This window comes from Ruminiclostridium papyrosolvens C7 (assembly GCF_000421965.1).
GTDB classification, from domain to species: domain Bacteria; phylum Bacillota; class Clostridia; order Acetivibrionales; family DSM-1351; genus Ruminiclostridium; species Ruminiclostridium papyrosolvens_A.
In genome coordinates this window covers 168,998-187,917 of record NZ_ATAY01000094.1, presented here as the reverse complement: position 1 = coordinate 187,917, position 18,920 = coordinate 168,998, and the positions used below count along the sequence as shown (strand labels likewise).

17 protein-coding genes are annotated in these 18,920 nt (G+C 37.9%); 9 read left to right on the top strand and 8 right to left on the bottom strand.

The window, feature by feature from the left end; translation table 11 throughout:
- Positions 1-544: 544 nt before the first annotated feature.
- Positions 545-1,507: a tRNA dihydrouridine synthase DusB gene (gene dusB, locus L323_RS39395; protein ID WP_020817185.1), complete on the top strand. Its 963-nt coding sequence runs from the start codon at positions 545-547 to the stop codon at positions 1,505-1,507.
- Here dusB and L323_RS39390 read toward each other — a convergent pair.
- The gene (locus L323_RS39390) at positions 1,473-2,225 is read right to left on the bottom strand and encodes an N-acetylmuramoyl-L-alanine amidase family protein (protein ID WP_020817184.1); all 753 of its coding nucleotides are present in this window, start codon (positions 2,223-2,225) and stop codon (positions 1,473-1,475) included. The two genes, dusB and L323_RS39390, sit on opposite strands and share 35 nt — an antisense overlap.
- A 108-nt stretch (positions 2,226-2,333) precedes the next feature.
- Complete coding sequence (locus L323_RS39385; protein ID WP_020817183.1) at positions 2,334-3,116, bottom strand: C40 family peptidase; 783 nt, start codon at positions 3,114-3,116, stop codon at positions 2,334-2,336.
- 379 nt (positions 3,117-3,495) lie between these two features.
- On the opposite strand from L323_RS39385, the gene spoVB reads away from it, so the two are divergent.
- Entirely contained in the window at positions 3,496-5,067 is a 1,572-nt protein-coding gene (spoVB, locus tag L323_RS39375; protein WP_020817181.1) for a stage V sporulation protein B, read from the top strand.
- Positions 5,068-5,238: 171 nt separating this feature from the next.
- Positions 5,239-5,676, top strand: a complete 438-nt coding sequence (locus L323_RS39370; RefSeq protein ID WP_020817180.1) for an Hsp20/alpha crystallin family protein — start codon at positions 5,239-5,241, stop codon at positions 5,674-5,676.
- A gap of 72 nt (positions 5,677-5,748) precedes the next feature.
- On the opposite strand, the gene nudC is transcribed toward L323_RS39370, so the two are convergent.
- A complete protein-coding gene (gene nudC, locus L323_RS39365) occupies positions 5,749-6,585 on the bottom strand; it encodes an NAD(+) diphosphatase (protein ID WP_020817179.1) in 837 nt (278 codons plus the stop codon).
- A gap of 145 nt (positions 6,586-6,730) precedes the next feature.
- Here nudC and L323_RS39360 point away from each other — a divergent pair, with 145 nt between their 5' ends.
- The 3 genes from L323_RS39360 (at position 6,731) to L323_RS39350 (ending at position 10,030) form a co-directional block, all read left to right on the top strand.
- A complete protein-coding gene (locus tag L323_RS39360; protein ID WP_020817178.1) occupies positions 6,731-8,194 on the top strand; it encodes an ArnT family glycosyltransferase in 1,464 nt (487 codons plus the stop codon).
- Between the two features lie 155 nt (positions 8,195-8,349).
- Positions 8,350-8,700 carry a PadR family transcriptional regulator gene (locus L323_RS39355; RefSeq protein WP_020817177.1) on the top strand — a complete coding sequence of 117 codons (351 nt, stop codon included), beginning with the start codon at positions 8,350-8,352 and terminating at the stop codon, positions 8,698-8,700.
- Positions 8,681-10,030 (top strand): FtsW/RodA/SpoVE family cell cycle protein, encoded by a 1,350-nt coding sequence (locus L323_RS39350; protein ID WP_020817176.1) that lies wholly within the window; start codon positions 8,681-8,683, stop codon positions 10,028-10,030. Before L323_RS39355 ends, L323_RS39350 begins: the two co-directional genes overlap by 20 nt.
- 56 nt (positions 10,031-10,086) lie before the next feature.
- On the opposite strand, the gene L323_RS39345 is transcribed toward L323_RS39350, so the two are convergent.
- The 5 genes from L323_RS39345 to L323_RS39325 form a co-directional block, all read right to left on the bottom strand.
- A complete protein-coding gene (locus L323_RS39345) occupies positions 10,087-11,463 on the bottom strand; it encodes an O-antigen ligase family protein (protein WP_020817175.1) in 1,377 nt (458 codons plus the stop codon).
- 26 nt (positions 11,464-11,489) lie between these two features.
- Entirely contained in the window at positions 11,490-12,011 is a 522-nt protein-coding gene (locus L323_RS39340; protein ID WP_020817174.1) for a hypothetical protein, read from the bottom strand.
- Positions 12,012-12,045: 34 nt separating this feature from the next.
- A complete protein-coding gene (locus L323_RS39335) occupies positions 12,046-12,540 on the bottom strand; it encodes a DUF4330 domain-containing protein (RefSeq protein ID WP_020817173.1) in 495 nt (164 codons plus the stop codon).
- A 16-nt stretch (positions 12,541-12,556) separates the two neighbouring features.
- Positions 12,557-13,804: a glycosyltransferase family 4 protein gene (locus L323_RS39330; RefSeq protein ID WP_020817172.1), complete on the bottom strand. Its 1,248-nt coding sequence runs from the start codon at positions 13,802-13,804 to the stop codon at positions 12,557-12,559.
- Between the two features lie 65 nt (positions 13,805-13,869).
- Positions 13,870-15,144: a nucleotide sugar dehydrogenase gene (locus L323_RS39325; RefSeq protein WP_020817171.1), complete on the bottom strand. Its 1,275-nt coding sequence runs from the start codon at positions 15,142-15,144 to the stop codon at positions 13,870-13,872.
- A 298-nt stretch (positions 15,145-15,442) separates the two neighbouring features.
- On the opposite strand from L323_RS39325, the gene L323_RS39320 reads away from it, so the two are divergent.
- The 3 genes from L323_RS39320 to alr all read left to right on the top strand — a co-directional run bounded on the left by L323_RS39320 (position 15,443) and on the right by alr (position 18,897).
- On the top strand, positions 15,443-16,069 hold the full coding sequence (locus L323_RS39320; RefSeq protein WP_020817170.1) for a hypothetical protein: 627 nt from the start codon (positions 15,443-15,445) through the stop codon (positions 16,067-16,069).
- A gap of 20 nt (positions 16,070-16,089) precedes the next feature.
- Positions 16,090-17,640, top strand: coding sequence for an NAD(P)H-hydrate dehydratase (locus L323_RS39315; RefSeq protein ID WP_020817169.1), 1,551 nt, complete (start codon positions 16,090-16,092; stop codon positions 17,638-17,640).
- An 87-nt stretch (positions 17,641-17,727) separates the two neighbouring features.
- A complete protein-coding gene (gene alr, locus L323_RS39310; protein ID WP_020817168.1) occupies positions 17,728-18,897 on the top strand; it encodes an alanine racemase in 1,170 nt (389 codons plus the stop codon).
- Positions 18,898-18,920: the final 23 nt, after the last annotated feature.

The window sequence follows — 18,920 nt, the reverse complement described above, 5'->3', positions numbered from 1 at the left end:
TTTTTGAACTTGCCTTTTGCTTTGTTTAACATTTTTACCTCTCCTTTAAATTATTTATTAACAAAAGCAGACACTCTATTAAAAAATATCTGCATTGTTTCAAATAAATTGTGTTTTCCACTATTAACAATATTGTAAATTATTGCACATATATACTAAAATATTATATTTTTAGTATATTTTACTTTGTAAAAATATACAATATATTTCTAAAAATTACCATTAAATTGTGCATATTTACTAGATACGTTTAACTTTTTTGTAATAAATTGCACTAGGGTTGTAAATTATTGTACTTAATTCATATAGCTGTAAAATATTGCACCTCATTTACACTAACATTAACTTTTTTATACCTGATTTTTTACAAAAGCATCTGATACTGCATTGCATATAAATAAATGTCAAAAAGGTTAAAAATTATCATAACTTAATGAATATTAATACGTCCTTTTGACCCGAAACACATAAATTGCTATAATATCATTGCGATTGCAACAGATAATACTTATATAAATAATAAATTGAATGAGGGTTACTACTTTTGAAAATAGGTAATGTTGAATTAAAAAACAATATATTTTTAGCTCCCATGGCCGGAGTAACAGACATGCCTTTTCGTGTACTTTGCAAGGAACAGGAATGTGGTCTTGTATATACCGAGATGGTAAGTGCAAAAGGCATGCACTACGATGATGATAAAAGCAACAAGCTTACATTGATGCACGAGATAGAAAAGCCGGGAGCTGTTCAGATTTTTGGTTCTGATCCAACAATCATGGCAGAGGTTGCAGAGAAGCTGAACGCTTCAGATGCGGCAATAATTGATATTAATATGGGCTGTCCTGCTCCGAAAATAACTAAGAACGGCGAGGGTAGTGCGTTGATGAAAAATCCCCAACTGATTGCAGAAATAATCAGGGCGGTTGTATCTGCTACCCAAAAGCCCGTAACCGTAAAAATAAGAAAGGGCTGGGATGACAGCCGTATTAATGCGGTTGAAATAGCACTTATCGCTGAAAAAAACGGGGCCAGTGCCATTGCTGTGCACGGAAGAACCAGGGAGCAGTACTACAGCGGAAAAGCCGACTGGGACATTATAAGACAGGTAAAAGAGGCAGTTTCAATACCTGTAATTGGAAACGGCGATGTAACCGGACCCAAAGAAGCGCAAAAGCTTCTGGAAGAAACAGGGTGCGATGCAATAATGGTTGGAAGAGGCGCACAGGGAAACCCATGGATATTTAAAAAGATAGTCAGGTTTCTTGAAGACGGAACAACAGTTCCTGACCCATCACCTGAAGAAAAAATTGAAACGATTATAAGGCATATGAATATGCTCATCGACTTGAAAGGTGAAAGAACCGGTATATTGGAAATGCGTTCACATATAGCCTGGTATATAAAAGGTATGAGGGATGCTGCATATACAAAACAAAAAATATTCCAAATGACAGATAAAGAAGAAATTATCAGTCTTCTGAAGAGCTTTCTGATGAGGCAGTAGCATTTGTCTCCAGAATTTCTTCTATACCCTTTACAATTTGTACGGCACATTTCTTCTGGAAATCGGAAGAGGTTAAGAGCTTTAAATCATTCTTATTAGAAATAAAACCTATTTCCAGAAGCAGTGACGGCATTTCGGTTCGACGCAGAACATACAAATTCGGGCGAGGAACGATTTTTCTGTTAAACATGCCAAGGGTTTTAAGCTTTGATTGCATGATTTCTGCGTTACTCTCACCTGTAGGTGAATATGGGTTATATGTTGTAAGTATCCCGTGGGATGCCGGGTCAGTAAAAGAATTATTATGTATACTTATAAACAGTGAACATTTTTTTTCGTTGGCAAGCTTTGTTCTGTCTTCCAGACTTACAGCAGTATCATCCCTTCTGGTAAGTATATTGTCAATATGTTTTTCATTGAGGATTTTTTCTACTTCCAATGAAATAGCCAGAGTAATGTCTTTTTCGTTAATTTGACCGCTGCCTGCTCCGGGTTCGCTACCTCCATGTCCGGGGTCTATTACCACCAAAGGAGGCATGGAAGCGGCATTGGAATCTTCAACGGGGGATGTGAGATTACTGAGAGGTAACGTGATATCGTTTCTGAAAATAACCCCTAAGAATGCAATTATGGATACTGAAAGGATAACTATCATAGTTATTAGATTTTTATGACTAAGTCTACGGCTTAATTTTTCAATCAGTTTATCCATTTTCATATGCAATCCTCCAGTAAAAGCGACATATTATCATTCTACCATAAGAACAACAAAAAAGGCTGCAGTTATCTGCAACCTCTTTGTAAAATTTCTGTAACACAAATGATGTTATCCTATTACCCTTCTTGCCCCTATATATCTTTCTGCAAAATAGCTGTTGCTAAGGCTGGAGATAATAACTCCCTTTGAAGAACTTGCATGAATAAAACTTCCATTTCCAAGATAAATACCCAAGTGAGACGGACCCGCCTTATACGTTGTAAAGAAGACTAAATCTCCGGCTCTCAGATTTGCCTTAGAAACATATGAACCAACATTGTATTGCTCTGCGGCTGTTCTAGGAAGACTAATTCCGTGTTTTGCAAAAACGTATTTAGTATAACCGGAACAGTCAAACCCACTTGGAGTTGTACCACCCCATACATACGGTACTCCGATATATTTCTTTGCAGTAGATATTATTGCAGCTGCCTTTGAAGTTGTTGCAGGAGCTGTACTTGCATAACTTCTGCTTGTAGCCGGTTTTGCGGCGGTTTTTCTTTTGGTCGGTGAAGCAGTTGCTTTTTTTACTGTAGATGTTTTTGCTGTTTTAGCCTTACTTGCAGTTGTCTTTTTTACAGAACTTGCGGTTTCTTTTGCCGGTGCGGCTTTAGTTACCGCTTGTATCAGTTCTGGACTAGGCGCTGTCGCCGCCGAGTAGTTTATATTGTTATATAACGAATGACGTTCTGATTTTACTGCCTTCTCCGTATCAGACATGTATGAATCTGTTTTTGGAAAAACAATTTTCTCGCTTTTTACTGCTGCAAGATTGTAAATAGGTACAGCTGTAACTGCACATAAAGACAAAGCTATAACGCCTGATACAAACCTTCTATTAAGATTAATCATATTGACCTCCATTTACCCCTGTTCCAAAGCATAAAAAAATAAGGCAAATGAAACCCGGGGTTATTTTTATCCCTGTCATCGTCTTTCTCTATATCTAAATGACTGTTATTAAATTAAATAAATGTTCAAAAAACTTGATCTGTTTAGTGACGAACAATGTGTTCTCTGGATTAAGTTTAAGGCCAAAGGCCTGTCTGCCTATATAAGCTGTAGACTGCTTGTACCCAATGGGTAGTGTGTTAGCAGCTGATGTGGTTATTATAAATGACCTGGTCACGAGTATCAACCTGAAATAAATGCCATGCAGCTGGAAACCTAGAGTCATAAAAGGTTAACAACCTCAATATTATAGTTTAAGATTAAAAATACTGAGGTACACATGACCAAAAAAACCTTTATAACAGGTGCAATTATTTTGATGGCCGCGGGCTTGGTAACAAGAATAATCGGTTTTGTTTACAGAATATATCTGTCAAACCTTATCGGTGCTGAGGGAATGGGCGTGTATCAACTTATTGTACCGCTTTACACTTTGATAATTCTGACATTAACTTCAGGTGTTTCTATTGCAGTTTCAAAGATGGTTGCTGAAGAACTTGCAAAAGGGAATGCTGTTAACATAAAAAGAATATCCAAGGTAGGATTGTTTGCAGTTTTTGTTACAAGTATATTTGTATCAATAGTACTGTATTTTAATATTGATTTTATAGTAAACATTTTATTAAAAGACAGTAGAACATATTTCTCAGTATGGATATTGCTGCCGTGTATACCTTTTATAGCAGCAGCTTCAGCCTACAAGGGCTATTTTTATGGAATTCAGGAAGTGACGCCTACAGCCATATCCCAGATAGTTGAACAGCTTGTTAAAATAGGTATAGTATTGATATTTGCCTCACAGTTTTTAAAAGCAGGTCTCGAATATGCATGTGCTTTGGCTACATTGGGTATGGCTTTGGGGGAAATGTCCAATTTATTTGTTCTGGCAATTTATTACCGATATAAGAAATATCCTCATACTATTATAAAAAATAATAAAGGCCGTACCAGAAAAAGAGAACTGGTAAAATCCATTCTGAACTGTTCAGTACCCATCTCCTTTAACAGGTTTATAATGTCCGTAATGCAGGCCATAGAAGTAATTCTGATTCCAAGAAGACTTCTTGTTGGAGGACTGAATTACATACAGTGCATGGAGGAATATGGAAAATTGGCAGGGATGGCAATGCCACTGATTTTTTTTCCAGCATTGGTAACAACATCACTTGCAACTACTCTTGTTCCTGCAATTTCTGAATCTATGTCACTAAAGAATTACAGCAGGGTTAATTTCAGAATATCAAAATCAATTCAAATTACGATGGTGGTTGGGTTTGTATTTATGGCACTATTTGCCTGCTATCCAAGCAAAATATCAAACATGGTATATCCCGGGCAGAACGTCGGAAGCACAATGTTTTTATTGTCCTTTACATGCATATTCATTTATCTCCAACAGATACTTACCGGAATCATGAACGGGCTGGGGAAGCAGGGCCTTTTACTAACAAATTCTATAATAGGTTCTGTTATCCGTATACTCTGTGTATACTATCTGATACCTGTTTATGGGATACCCGCATATGTTTTTGGTATAATAATCAGCTATTTCATATTCTGTATTCTTAATTTCATAATAATAACCAAAAATACCGGAATGATGATTGATTTAAGAAAGTGGGTAGTGCTGCCCGCGAGTGTAACTGTAGTTCTTGTTTTATCCAGCAAATATATATATAGCTTCTTTAATTTCATGAACCTTTCAGTAGCATGGCAAACATTATTTGCAGTGTGTGCATATATTGTAATAGCTGTTTTCCTAATGGCTTTAGTTGGTGCAATTGACTGGCGTGAAATATTGCAGTTGTTGGGAATTAAAAGTAAAAAAGTGAGAAATTTTAAGAAAGAATAAGGATTCAGAATATATTTAAGTTTAATTGCATTTTGTTATGCACCAAAGTCAGAGAAAGTCAAATTATGACATTGAAAGATCAAAAAGATACGGGTAAAATAAAATCATAAGGTCAAGGAAAGTCAAAATCAAATTAAATCAAATAAATTAAAATCATTTGGAGGTGTTTGTATGTTTGGAATAGTACCATTCAGAAACAACAAAGTGCAGGAGAGAGGAAGCCTGTTGGATATTGAAAATATGTTCAATAGTTTTTTCAATGATTCTTTTTTAGGATTTACAGGCGGAAACCCAATAAGAGCAGACATTAAGGAAAATGAAAAGGAATTTATTGTAGAGGCTGAAATTCCGGGTGTTGCAAAGGAAGAAATTAAGCTGGATTTGAGAGATGACACACTTACTATCGCAGTTGAGCAGAACCAAGAGTCAAAGGAAGAGCGAGACAACTATATAAGAAAAGAAAGAAGATATGGCTCCTTCAGCAGAAGCTTCTATGTTGAAAATGTTAAAAACGAGGATGTTTCAGCAAAGTATGAAAATGGAATTCTCACAATTGTTCTTCCAAAAAGTGAAACGAAAAAGGTTAATAACAGAATAGAGATTCAGTAAAAACCTAAAAATGGCTGCCAACCCTGTAATATACGGGCTGGCAGTCATTTTTCATTATATATAAATTTATCCTCAGGAATGTCCTTGAGAGTACCAATCTATTATTTTTCTGGCAATACTGACCTTGGGCGGCAGTTCCGGAAGGGTTTCAACGTCGTACCATTCAGCGTGAGAAATTTCAACTCCATCAACGTTTATTTCTCCACTTTCGTACTCTGCTGTAAAGCCAAGCATTAGTGAGTTTGGATAAGGCCATGGCTGGCTGCCCCAATACTTTATATCTTTAACCTTTATACCGATTTCCTCCATTATTTCCCTTTCAACAGCTTCCTCCAGTGTTTCACCAGCCTCTACAAAACCGGCTACAAGGCTGTGTATATCACCTTTAAAGGAGCGCGCGTGGGCCAGCAATATCTTATTTTCTTTAAAAACTGCGGTAATTACTGCGGGACATATTCTGGGATAACTTATAAAACCACATTCAGGACAAACCTTTGCACGCTCGCCGGAAAGGTCTTGTGTTAAAGAACCGCATTTCCCGCAAAAACGGTGGGTTTGCTCCCAAGCCACCACTTGTACAGCCTTACTTGCCAGCAAAAAAGAGTCCTCATCCAGTACTCCGAAGGTTGATCTCAAATCTACAAAAGACATTCGCGATGGAGCTTGTGTGTTGTCGGCAATCCCGATGCAATATGCAGGCTGACCGTAAAATTTCCCTAGATACAACGGGGCAGTTAATGCTTGGCCAAGTTCTGCTAATTCACTGTAAACCGGAATTTTTGCTCCATTTTCTTCATTTTTAATCAACAGTTTATTTAAACAAAAAACAAACCAGTAGCCGCATTTGAAATCTTTGTTTGCATCAGTAACGGCCGGTTCATAATTTTTGTATATATTCTGTGTTCGCATAAGCTTACCTCTCAAAAATAAATAATAAGCTTTAGCTTACCATATGAATATATGAAAATCAAATTATAAGGTATTATTTACCCGGTTATGTTAAAATAAATTGTATTCTTAATATTTGGAATATTTTAATAAGAGGAGTGATGTTTTGAAAAAAACAAAAATCAAGGACATTATATTTTATATTATAGTATTTGGTGCTATTGTACTCCTGGCAGCAGTAGCTTTGATTGCCGCTTTTAAAACAGGGCCTTCGGCGCTGAAACTGCCTTTTATTGCCGGCATTTTATACTTTATAGGTGCAGGTGTGGGCTTATTCGCAATTTATAGGCTGAATATTCTGTCAAAGATAAATAAGGCAGTTTTCGTAATACTGCTGGTCTTGGCTGCTGTAGTCCCGCGTTTGATATGGAATTGGTATATTCAGACTCAGCCGTTTTCAGACTTTTTGCACTTATACAACTATGGGATTAATGCTAGTCAGGGAGATTTCAAAGGATTCGCAGATTTCTATGCAGTGTTTCCTTTTAAAATCGGTTTTGGAATGATATTAGCCGGACTTTTTTCGATTTTCGGTTCAGGTTTATGGACAATAAAAATTTTTAATATTCTACTTTCATTGGCACTTGTATTTATTATCTATGCAGGTGGTAAAATGCTTTACGGTGAAAGGGCAGGAAGAGTGGCTTCATTGCTATGTGCCTTGTGGCCGGCACAAATTATGTATAGCTCCGTTATTGCCTCCGAGCATGTATTTTTAGTGCTTTTTACTGGAGCGGTACTGCTGACACTTTATTTTATTAAGAAATATACTTACAAAAATCATGGATTCTGGAATGGAAACCTTATGCTGCTGGGAGCAGGTTTTATTACGGCTTTAGCTCAGCTTATCAGACCGATGGCAATGATTATGCTGCCTGTTTTTGCAGTGTTCATACTTTTGTACAAACGCTACAGAGCTGATAACTTTACCAGTTTAGTATTGGGTATTAAATCAATAGTGCTTTTTATAGCAGTATATTTTGCAGTTGTTAACCTTATAAATTTGCCAATACAGAAGGCAACAGGCGTTGACATTACTAAATCGGATTCAGGCTTTAATCTGATGATCGGGACAAACAGTAAAGCTGATGGGATGTTTAACAATGAGGATTTTTCATTAATCGAAAAGAACAACTTTGATTTTGAAAAGGTTCAGAAGGAAGCCAAGGACATAGCCTTTAGCAGAATAAAAAACGACCCTGTTGGTTTTGCAAGACTTGCACTTAGAAAATTTGAAATACAATGGGGAAATGAAAATTACGGGTATTACTGGAGCACCATATCCTCGCAGGATTCCAAAGCTGAAAATACGGTTAAGTCACATCCAAGGATATTCTATGCTGTATCTCAGATATTTTACATTCTAATTATTCTTATGGCTGTGTGTACTTGCTTTTACACTCTAAAAGAGAAGCGGTATGATTCACTGATTATATTAATGATATTTGGAGGACTGCTGCTCTCATACACGTTTCTGGAGGTTCAATCCAGATACCATATGCCGGTTATACCGCTTTTAATAGTCTTTGGTACAGGTTTTCTTGAAGCAGGAAAGAGATATGGGATATAAGATATAAGAATTTAAATGGCAGCGGCTAATTATAGAAAATTAGTCGCTGTCATTATTTATTTCAGGTTGTAGACACTTACTCCTATTGACACAAATGGAATATATGTGTAAATTAATACATAGATATACTATGCATATGATTCGGAGGTATATTCATGAAGATTGATAAGGAATTACTAAAGGGAAGTACAATCATGCTTGTCCTTAAGCTTCTAGAGAGTGGGGACATGTACGGATATGAGATGACCAGGGAATTGGAACGAAGGTCGGATAATACTTTTACACTAAAGGAAGGAACTCTGTATCCCATTCTTCATTCCCTGGAAAGTGACGGAATGATTGAGGCCTACTGGGAAGACACCGATTCTGCCCGGAAGAGGAAGTACTACAGGATTACTTTCAAAGGAAGGAAGCTTTTGGAAGAGAAACAAAAAGAGTGGGGAAAATATGCTGAAGCCATAAAGAAAGTACTGGGAGGTGGGGAAGTTGAACCAATGTGCCGCTGATTTTATCAATAGAGTGCTGGGGCAGGTCAAGTACAAAAAGGCTCACAGGATAATACAGAAGGAGCTGCAAAGCCATATTGAGGAGTTGACTGAATTGCATATCTCAGATGATGGAATGTCAGAAGATGAAGCCGTCAAAAAAGCTGTACTTAAAATGGGAGACCCAATTGCAATAGGGAAACAACTTCATAACACTCACAAACCAAAAACAGAATGGTCAATTGTTATACTTTTGGGGGCTATAGTTTTATTTGGACTTTACATAATGTTTGAATATTCACAAATTGCTACACATCCGTTTTATTTTAAAAGACAAATTCTCTTTGTAGCAGCGGGAACTATTCTTGCGGTTATCCTTTATTTCGTTGATTTCATAAGATTCGAAAAATATTCTCTACATGTATACTATTTGGTATGTCTTTTACTGTTAGCTATACTTGTATTCGGACCTGACACATATGGCAGAGCAGCTATAGTACTGGGAGGATTTAGTGTAACACCGTCCTTTGTGGCAATTCCTGTACTTCTAATAAGCTATTCAGGTCTCATAAGAAGGTGGTGCGATGGAACCCCGGGTAATTTATTTAAGCTAGTGGTAAATTCGCTGCTTCCGTTGATAATAATATCCATGGAACCCTCACTAATTTTTGCATGTATACTGGGGGCAGGCTTTGCGGTTATGGTTACCTACGGTATTTTTAGCAAAAGTTTTAAAGGAAACAGAAAAAAGACTCTTTTCATACTTTATGGAGGACTTATTAGCTTTATAATAATAACATTACTTTACACTTTTACATATGAACCATACAGATTTGAAAGGCTTACAATATTTATTAGTCCATGGAAATATGCCCAGAGCTGGGGATTTACTAATGTCATGCTTCGTAAAATTCAAAGCAGTTCACAATTTATCGGAATGAGCAAAGATATGATGGGCAGCAACACAAAAGGATTGGCATTACCATGTGCAGACACGAATTTTGTTTTTACTTTTGTGGTAGGACAATTCGGCTGGCTCTTTGGAGCAGCCCTATTGGGGCTATTGGGATTAATAATTGTCAGATTATTTATGGCATCAAATAAAGTAAGAAATGAGTATGGGAAATTGCTAGGAGTGGGTATATGCTGTGTGTTTTCAATACAAGTGTTAATCCATATAATTTCAAATCTTAACTTATTTCCATTGACCGGAATATCTCTGCCTTTTATATCCTACGGAGGCCAAAACTGTCTGCTTAATATGGCACTTATAGGGATGCTGCTGGGAATATACAGGAGAAAGGATATTTCATTAAAGCAAGAAGAAAAGGCATTGCATTCACTCAACTAGAAGCAAATTAAAAGCCGTTTACCCTTATCAAGGTAAACGGCTTGTTTATATCTTCGCTATCTTATACTTCCCACGTTAAGGCGTTTCAATCCCTGATTGGGAATGGTGAAGCCAAGGGCTATAAGGACGGCTGCAAACATCCAGAAATAAGCTGTCATCATTGGAACCTCAAACACATTTTCAACAAAGTTAGGAACCACAACTCCAACCATTCCTGCAAAAACGCCCTGTGCCATGCTGAGGCTTTGGCGGTCTGCTGTTCTCTTAACTGCTCGGATACCCCATGCCAGAGCGTTATATATCAGAATACAGAAGGACGTAAAGCCTACAAGGCCCATTTCAACAGCAATCTTTAAGAAATAACTGTCAACGTAGAATGCACCCGGTATCTTAAAGTTCTGAGCAACTGCACCACCGAATTGTCCAAGTCCAAGGCCGAACCAAGGGTGTTGTTTTAGTGCTGCAATACCTATGGACCATCTTGCGATTCTTCCTCCGGAAGCACTGCTTACCATGTATTGAGGACTTAACAGATAGTTTACTCTGTGCGCAATTGTAGGTACTGCGAAATATGCAGCAATAACCAGCAGTGCCAGCAGTAAAATTAATCTCTTATCTTTAAGCCAGAAGTACACGCCCATTGCTACCACAAAGCCAATCCATGCAGACCTTGAAGATGTGAATATAAGAGTTGCAGACATAGCAAGGGTTATTCCGGTAAATAAAATTTTCTTAAAAATTTTCCTTTCGCTAAAAACGAAGGAAATTGCAACGGGTATCAGCAATACCATAAGGCTTCCCAGAATATTAGGGCTTCCTATTATTGAGAAAACCCTTGTTGTAATGCCGGATTCAAGCCTGTCAACCCAGTAGGAGGGCATTTCGGCATGTGTAACATATTGGTAAATACCATGAAGTCCTAAAATTCCACCGATAAATACCATAATGTAAAGAAACCATCTAATGTTCTTACTGGAGGTTACAAGCTGTGCAACAACGAAATACCAAAGCATCTGCTGTACAACCTGTCTGAAGCCGGCAATTCCGATTGGCATTACTGGTGAATTAACCAGAACCAAGCATATAGAGATTACCACAAAAAATACAAGGGGTATATCCAGCGGTGTTGCAACGTAGCCGTCCTGTTTACGGTAAACCACCCATTTGTACAGCCACAGACACAGTGCAAATACAAACAGCAGTTCATCCCAAAAGCTTGCAAGTAAAGCACTCGATATGACATACCTTAATACGTAGTCAATTAAAACATAAAACCCCAGGACATATAGGAATTTTGAATAATCAAACATCATTGCGGCAGTAAATATTACGCCTGCAATAAATGCAACCAGCAGAAAGGTCGGTGCAAAAGCTCCGCACACCCCTGCCAGCAATCCCAATATCAATAATATTACAGCAGTTTTTTTATTCATAGTATTTGTTTATCCTTACTGACTCTTTAATCAAAAATGTATTGCACAAAATGCCAGAACATGCTGTTTTCAAGGCAGGCTTTCCATTTTCTCCTACCGGGTAAAAGCAGCAGGGACACGACTATTCCAAAAATAATAAAGGCAGCCTTAATCGTGTTAAATGTTCCTAAAGCCAATGTTGTAACTCCAAATCCTATACTGAAAAACATTATCATAAGGGAGAAGGAGGCGAAACTGCCTGAACCTAAAAAAGCATTCCTTATAAAGGAAATAAAAGCACTGGAACTTCCGCAATTTGCACCAAAGTCGCACAGCTTGTCCCAAAGCCTGTCAAATAATCCGAAAATCTGTGAAAAAACCTTGTAGGTTGAAGAATACTTCAAAGAAGAATCCCTACCCAGATACCCCAAAATAAAGCGGTTTATCTGGCTGTTTCTGCACCATTCCAATAAAACACACATTACTTTATATAAAACTGAAGCTTTAAACCAGCGGGTTAATCCGTTTGCTGTTTTAAAAATGACGCTTGTGTTGGTAAGCTGTTCCATTTATATCACCACCTGTTCAAATTAAGTTAACTGATTATTTGGCGATAGTGACCCTTTCAACGTTACCGTCCATTTCAATAGTTTGGGTTTTCACTGTAAATTTCTTACCAAGACAAAGATCCTGTGTACCAACTTTTAATATTGCTGCATTTGTATTAACTTTTGCCTTTACTGTTATATATATATCCTTCAAAGTAGGATGTTTCTCCATATGAACCTTACCCTGTGCGTCTGTTGTCAAATAATCGGAGGGTACTGCTTTAACTTCTGCAATGGTTGCATTTGGAATGTAGTCAGTGCCAAAAACAAGCTGTTGTCCTGCCTTCACCTGACTAATAACTGTATCAGTTCTGAAGGTACATTTTACAACCGCTGTTACTTCTCCCTGTGCAGTAGGTGAAGAAGCTATTTTTGGACTTAAAACCTTGTATCCAACTGCTGCTACCAATAAAAGAACCAGTAAAACCACTACCAGATCTATAATGTTAACCTTACCGAATAATCTGCCTTTTTCATCAATTAATTTCATGTTAAAATCCTCCAAGTTACTTTTTAAATGAATTATTTAAAACTTCTACCAGTGACTTTGTAAGCTCTTTTCTTTCAAACTTCTTAACTTCCTCAATTACCGGATTTACTGAATTCGTGCCGTTAGCCCAGCAATTATAAAGTTCAATAAGGTTCTTTTGGGTAGTTTCAATATCATTAAAGTCTGAAACCAAACCGGTATTTGTATCTGTTATAAGCTGTGCTGCAGCACCATGCTCTGGAATTGATGCCAGTATGGGTCGTTTGGTGTTCATGTATTCAAAAACCTTGCCGGTATAAAAAGCTTCAGCACCGGGGCCTGATGGTTCTATCAGCAGAAGGGCGTCAGATTTAATGAGTTCTAAAAGACACTCCTTGTGCTTCATGTAAGGCATAAGTGAAACAACTCCGTTTAAATTGTAGCTGTCAATTACTGTTTGCAGCTGCTCTACCTTATAATTTCCTATGAGCCTGACATTTATTTTGGACTTGTCCACACTTCCTTCGTCAATAGCTCTTTTGAGAGCTGCAAAAAAATTGTCGGGTTTCCGCTTGCCGTATAAAAGCCCGGTATAGGTAAGTGTAAACTTGCCGTTTGAGGGTACAATATCCTCCATACCCTCAAAATCTTCGTCGTCGTAGCCATTTGGTATAACATAAAATTTATCTTTGGTTTCAGGGTTGTCCCTCAAAAAGTTTGAAAGCATTACCGGAGTATTGGTAATAAGACAGTCAGCGTACTTGAGAACCATTTTTTCCTGATTTCGTTCAATTTTTGCCCTTATACCTTTTCTGACATGGTAAGGGTTATTGGTCCACTCGTCCCTGAAATCGCAGACCAGAGGAATTTCCGGGTAGTGCTTTTCCAGGTATACACCAAGAAGATGATCACTGTAGGGAGCCGACGTGGTATATATTACATCTATTTTGTTATCTTTTATTGCAGCCAAAGCCTGTTTACGGGCAAAATGCTGCCACACTCTCTCCGAATCGGGTATCAGAAGCTTGTTTACAACCTTCCCGAAGTATTTGAATATTCCCGGCAGAGCAGCAAAATCACAAGCCTTTGTTCTGATAACCTTTATGCCCTGGGGAATGTCCTTTAAAAGTGTTTCGTCCTTTAAAGCCGCTTTCGAGGCATCTCTGGTTAGTATAACAGGTTCATAATCAAAATTTCTCAAGTATTTAACAAATTTAACAGTTCTTTGAACACCTGAGCCGCCAATAGGAGGAAACTGGTGTGCAATCATAAGTACTTTTTTCATGAGAATCCTTTCAAATTCAAGAAAAGCCCTCCGGAGCCTAAAAACCGAAGGGCAGTCTGTTGTTTTTATGCTCCAAGAAGATAAGCATTAAAGCCTGCTGCTATCAACGCCGATCTGTCATAGAAGTTTCTTGTATCAAATATGTTGGCTTGTGCCATCAGCGGCTGCAGCTTGGAAAAGTTGATTTTAGCAAATTCATCATGGTTAACACCAAGTATAATCATATGCCCTCCACTTACTGCTTCTTCAAGGTCGTTGCATATAAGCTTATGTGAAGCAATATGAGGATCATAAATACAAACATCAAAACCTGGGTCTTGTTCAAACAGTTCAACCAATTCCATAACAGGGCTTTCACGCATGTCGTCAATATTTGGTTTGTAGGTAGCACCAAGGATTATAACCTTTTTGATTCCGTCAACCTCTGAAAGAATACTCTTTGAGCGATTAAATACGTGATGAGGCATACTGTCGTTGGTTGTTCTGCTGAGTTTAATTATCTTTGCAAGCTCAGGTTCCTTTTCAACAATAAACCAAGGGTCAACTGCAAGGCAGTGTCCTCCAACGCCGGGACCGGGTTGGTGAAGATTAACCCTAGGGTGTTTATTCGAATACTTAATAACATCCCATGCATTTATCCCCATTTTTTCGCAAAGCTTGGCAAGTTCGTTAGCCAAAGCAATATTAACATCTCTGAATGTGTTTTCCATGAGCTTGCACATTTCAGCGGTTGTAGCGTCGGTGAGGAAAATTTCTCCCTTTACAAAAGTTCTGTAAAGATCACGTACAGCTTCGCTGGATGCTGCATTTATGCCTCCGACAATTCTATTGTTTTCAACAAGCTCAACCAGAATTTTACCCGGTAATACACGCTCAGGAGAATGTGCAACCAAAAGCTGGGTTCCTATTTCAAGACCTGATTCCTTCAAAATAGGAAGCATCAGACCTTCAACAGTTCCCGGTGGTGATGTAGATTCCAATATTACAACATTACCTTCACGAAGATAAGGCACAATAGATTCGGTTGCCGAACGTACAAACCTCATATCTGCTGTCTTGTCAGCATTAATTGGTGTCGGTACCGATATAATAAATACATCAGCTTCCTCAGGAGTGAGCTGTGCCCTCAAATTCCCTGATGTGACAGCTGCCTGTACCATAATGTCCAGATAAGGTTCCTCAATGATTATCCTTCCCTGGTTAAGTGAATCAACAACTTCTTTTTTTACGTCAACTCCTACAATACTGTGTCCGTGTGTTGCGAACATAGCGGCAGTTGGAAGACCGATATAACCAAGACCGATAATACATATTTTTTTCTTATTGTTAATGACAATCACTTCCCTTATTGTTTAAAAAATAAACATCAAAATTTAATGTAAAAATACTCCAAAAACGAGTATTGACAATATTTTGACACTACAATAGTTTAACATTTCCATTTTTCAATGTCAAATTTTAAGAGGCCATGTATATGATGTTTACATTAAATTAATAAATATTAAAAAGTGAAACATTTTCCTATTTATACCGATATATTAATATACTAAATTAATCCTTTTAATTGACTATTCATGTATAATTTAAAAATATGTGTCATTGTAGTCAGGGGATAAGGCTTATGCTGCGGAGGCTGAAATGTGGAACATTTTTAATAAAAGGAATAAAGATCACGGCTTTGACCTAAAGGTCCTTTTCAAAAACGATATTTCGTTGCTTACACTTGACGAAAGATGGAACGGGATTTTCAAAAAAATGGAAAAAACCAATGATATAACAGAATGTGAAAATCGTATAAAGGAGCTTTTAAAAGAACAATCCCGATTAATCACAGAATCCAAGGATATTTCAATAAAAAAGAAAGAATGTATGGACAGCATTATTAGGCTTACAACAGAGGTTTTTGACAAAAATAACAAGGAAGCACATACTAAAATGCAGGAATGTGAAAAATCCATAGTAGCTATAAATAAAAAAATGGAAGAAAATGAAGAAAGGCTTCTGGATATTCCAAAGGAAATCAGGGAGGAAAATCTGCAGCTTTTGGAGTACACTGTAAAGCAGGTGTACTTTTCGATAAGGGAAAATCAGGTAAGGGTTGCGGAACTTGACAAGGAGATTGCTGAAGCTAAAGAAAGACTCAAGAAAATGATTGAGGAGAGAGAGCTTCTGGCAGAAGATTACTCTGACACATATTCATACTTTCATGATTTACTTGGAAAAGATGAGTTGCAAAAACTGGATGAAATTTATTTTAGCAAATAGGAAAAAGCAGGTGATTAAGTTTGAAAGCTGTTACCGGAAAAGAAATGGGAATGATAGATAAGTACTGCATTGATAATATTGGGATACCCGGTATTGTACTTATGGAAAACGCTGCTTTAAAAGTAGTGAGACATGTAAATTTATATCTGGGAAAAGAACATCCTTTACCAATACATGCAGTAATAATAGCAGGAAAAGGAAACAATGCCGGGGATGCTTTTGCAGTAGCAAGGCACCTTTGGATTCAGGGCAAAAAAATAGAGTTGTACTGCCTTTTTGGGAAGGAAGCTTTAACAGGTGATGCAAAGGTAAATTTTGAAATACTGGAGTCTATGGATTTACCCGTAAAATATTTAGGTGTCAACTCAACACAAGAAGAGCTTTGCACCGATATTGAAAAAGCAGAGTTGGTTTTGGACGGTATTTTCGGAACGGGCTTCAGAGGAGAAATCCAAGGGATATTCAAGCAAGTTACAGATATCGTAAACAGATACTCTCGCCATACTATTTCTATAGATATTGCATCAGGTATTGATTCAGCCACGGGAAGAACCTCAGAGACATGTATAAAAGCACATAAAACCGTTACCTTCCAATGTCCGAAAATCGGACAGCTGGTTTATCCTGGAGCGGACTATACGGGTGAACTGGTAGTGGAAAGCATTGGTATGCCAAGTCAGGCAGTTGAATATATAACTGAGACAACAACATGGCTTGACCGGGAATATGTCAAATCTTTGATTCCATCCAGAAAAGCAGAATATAATAAAGGAAACTGTGGCAAGGTTGCAGTTGTTTCAGGCTCAACGGGCATGGCTGGCTCCGGCTGTCTTACTGCCAAGGCTTGTCTTCGTACGGGTTCAGGACTTGTATATATGGCCGTTCCGTCAAATCTTATAAATATTTGCCAAACTGTTGTACCCGAAGCAGTAGCGGTCAACCTTGCTGAGAGCAGAGACGCAATCAGCGAAAAGAATCTTGATGAAATAACTGAATTATTAAAAAAATGTGATGTTGCTGCTATAGGCCCGGGTCTTTCTTCTGAAAAAAGTTTATATAATATAATAAAAAGGGTGGCAGAGACATCTGATTTACCTATGATTATTGATGCCGATGCTTTGAATATAATTGCCCAAAATACCGAACTGTTTAGGATTTTCAAAAATCAGGTTGTTGTAACTCCACATCCCGGCGAGATGTCAAGGCTTACAGGTCTTAGTATTTCATATATACAGGATAACCGCATTGAAGTGACAAAAAAGTTTGCAGCACTATGGGGTGTTACTGTTGTACTAAAGGGTGCAAGAACGGTTATTGCAAATAAAAAAGGACATGTATATATTAATTCTACGGGAAATGCGGGTATGGCCACCGCCGGAAGCGGGGATTCACTCACAGGCATAATAGCGTCCTTGGTGGGACAAGGGGCTGATGCCGCTTCTGCTGCAATCGCAGGGGTGTATCTACACGGACGGGCAGGAGATATAGCTGCACGTTCTAAAGGTGAATACGGACTTAACGCAATGGATATAGTAGAAAATATACCTGTTGCGATACTTGAAACAATTTAATTGATTACATGTTTTCAAAAAACATTATTTGGATATACTAAAAGATAATAAAAGACATATAGATAAAGTTGTGTGGGGGCAAAGGAAATGGAATATAAACTAAATAGGGCATGGGCTGAAATAAGCCTTGATAATATTGCGCACAATATTAGAGAAATAAGGAAAATTACCGGCAAAAACGCTGAGATAATGGGAGTAGTCAAGGCAGACGCTTATGGACACGGAGTAATGGAGGTGGCAAAAACCCTACTTGAGAATGGGGCATCACGGTTTGCGGTATCAATGCTGGATGAGGCAATACAGTTAAGGAGAGCAGGTATTGAGGTTCCTATACTTATACTTGGATATACTGACCCTGTAAGAGCCAGCGAAATAATAGAAAATGATGTTACACAGTCGGTATTCAGCCATGATTTGGCGCAGGCCTTATCCGATGAGGCAGTTAGGCAGGGCAAAAGGGTAAAAGTCCACATAAAGATTGACACCGGAATGTCCAGAATAGGATTTTTGCCTGGGTACAGTGCCGTAAAAAACGTTGTTGAAATAAGCCGTCTACCAAATATCATAATTGAAGGGCTGTTTACACATTTTGCTACTGCCGATGAAAAAAGCAGGGAATACACGTACACTCAGTTTGAACGGTTTATGAGTATTTGCTGTGAGCTTCAGCGAATAGGAATACATATTCCGGTTAAGCACTGTGCAAATAGTGCGGCAATCATTGAATATCCAGAGATGCATCTTGATTTGGTCAGGCCGGGGATAATACTTTACGGCATGTACCCTTCCGATGAAGTCGATAAGTCAAAGATTGATTTAAAACCGGCTATGACCCTCAAAGCAAATGTAATTATGGTAAAGGAAGTCGAAAAAAATACCTCCATAAGCTACGGCAGGATATTTACAACCGGCAGAACTTCAAAGATTGCTACAATACCCATCGGTTACGCTGACGGATTCAACCGAATGCTAAGCAATAAAGGGAAGGTACTTATTAACGGTGAGTTTGCACCTGTAGTCGGAAGGATATGCATGGACCAGTGTATGGTAGATATAACTGATATTGGAAGTAGTGTTAAAGTAGGGGATGAGGTTGTACTAATTGGTTCTCAGGGACAAAATAATATTACAGCAGAAGATGTTGCCCACACAATCGGCATGATTAATTATGAATTGGTTTGTATAGTTGGTAAAAGAATTCCAAGGGCTTTTGTCAAAGATGGAAAGATATCGAAAATCCTGAATTATTTGATATAAGCGGTTTTGGAGGATTTGGTAAT

Bases quoted from the DNA above. Each gene is read 5' to 3' on its own strand.
- L323_RS39345 (WP_020817175.1), bottom strand. From the start codon at position 11,463: ATGAATAAAAAAACTGCTGTAATATTATTGATATTGGGATTGCTGGCA.
- nudC (WP_020817179.1), bottom strand. From the start codon at position 6,585: ATGCGAACACAGAATATATACAAAAATTATGAACCGGCCGTTACTGAT.
- L323_RS39335 (WP_020817173.1), bottom strand. From the start codon at position 12,540: ATGAAATTAATTGATGAAAAAGGCAGATTATTCGGTAAGGTTAACATT.
- L323_RS39340 (WP_020817174.1), bottom strand. From the start codon at position 12,011: ATGGAACAGCTTACCAACACAAGCGTCATTTTTAAAACAGCAAACGGA.
- L323_RS39355 (WP_020817177.1), top strand. From the start codon at position 8,350: ATGAAGATTGATAAGGAATTACTAAAGGGAAGTACAATCATGCTTGTC.
- alr (WP_020817168.1), top strand. From the start codon at position 17,728: ATGGAATATAAACTAAATAGGGCATGGGCTGAAATAAGCCTTGATAAT.
- L323_RS39385 (WP_020817183.1), bottom strand. From the start codon at position 3,116: ATGATTAATCTTAATAGAAGGTTTGTATCAGGCGTTATAGCTTTGTCT.
- L323_RS39390 (WP_020817184.1), bottom strand. From the start codon at position 2,225: ATGAAAATGGATAAACTGATTGAAAAATTAAGCCGTAGACTTAGTCAT.
- L323_RS39330 (WP_020817172.1), bottom strand. From the start codon at position 13,804: ATGAAAAAAGTACTTATGATTGCACACCAGTTTCCTCCTATTGGCGGC.
- spoVB (WP_020817181.1), top strand. From the start codon at position 3,496: ATGACCAAAAAAACCTTTATAACAGGTGCAATTATTTTGATGGCCGCG.
- L323_RS39370 (WP_020817180.1), top strand. From the start codon at position 5,239: ATGTTTGGAATAGTACCATTCAGAAACAACAAAGTGCAGGAGAGAGGA.
- L323_RS39320 (WP_020817170.1), top strand. From the start codon at position 15,443: ATGTGGAACATTTTTAATAAAAGGAATAAAGATCACGGCTTTGACCTA.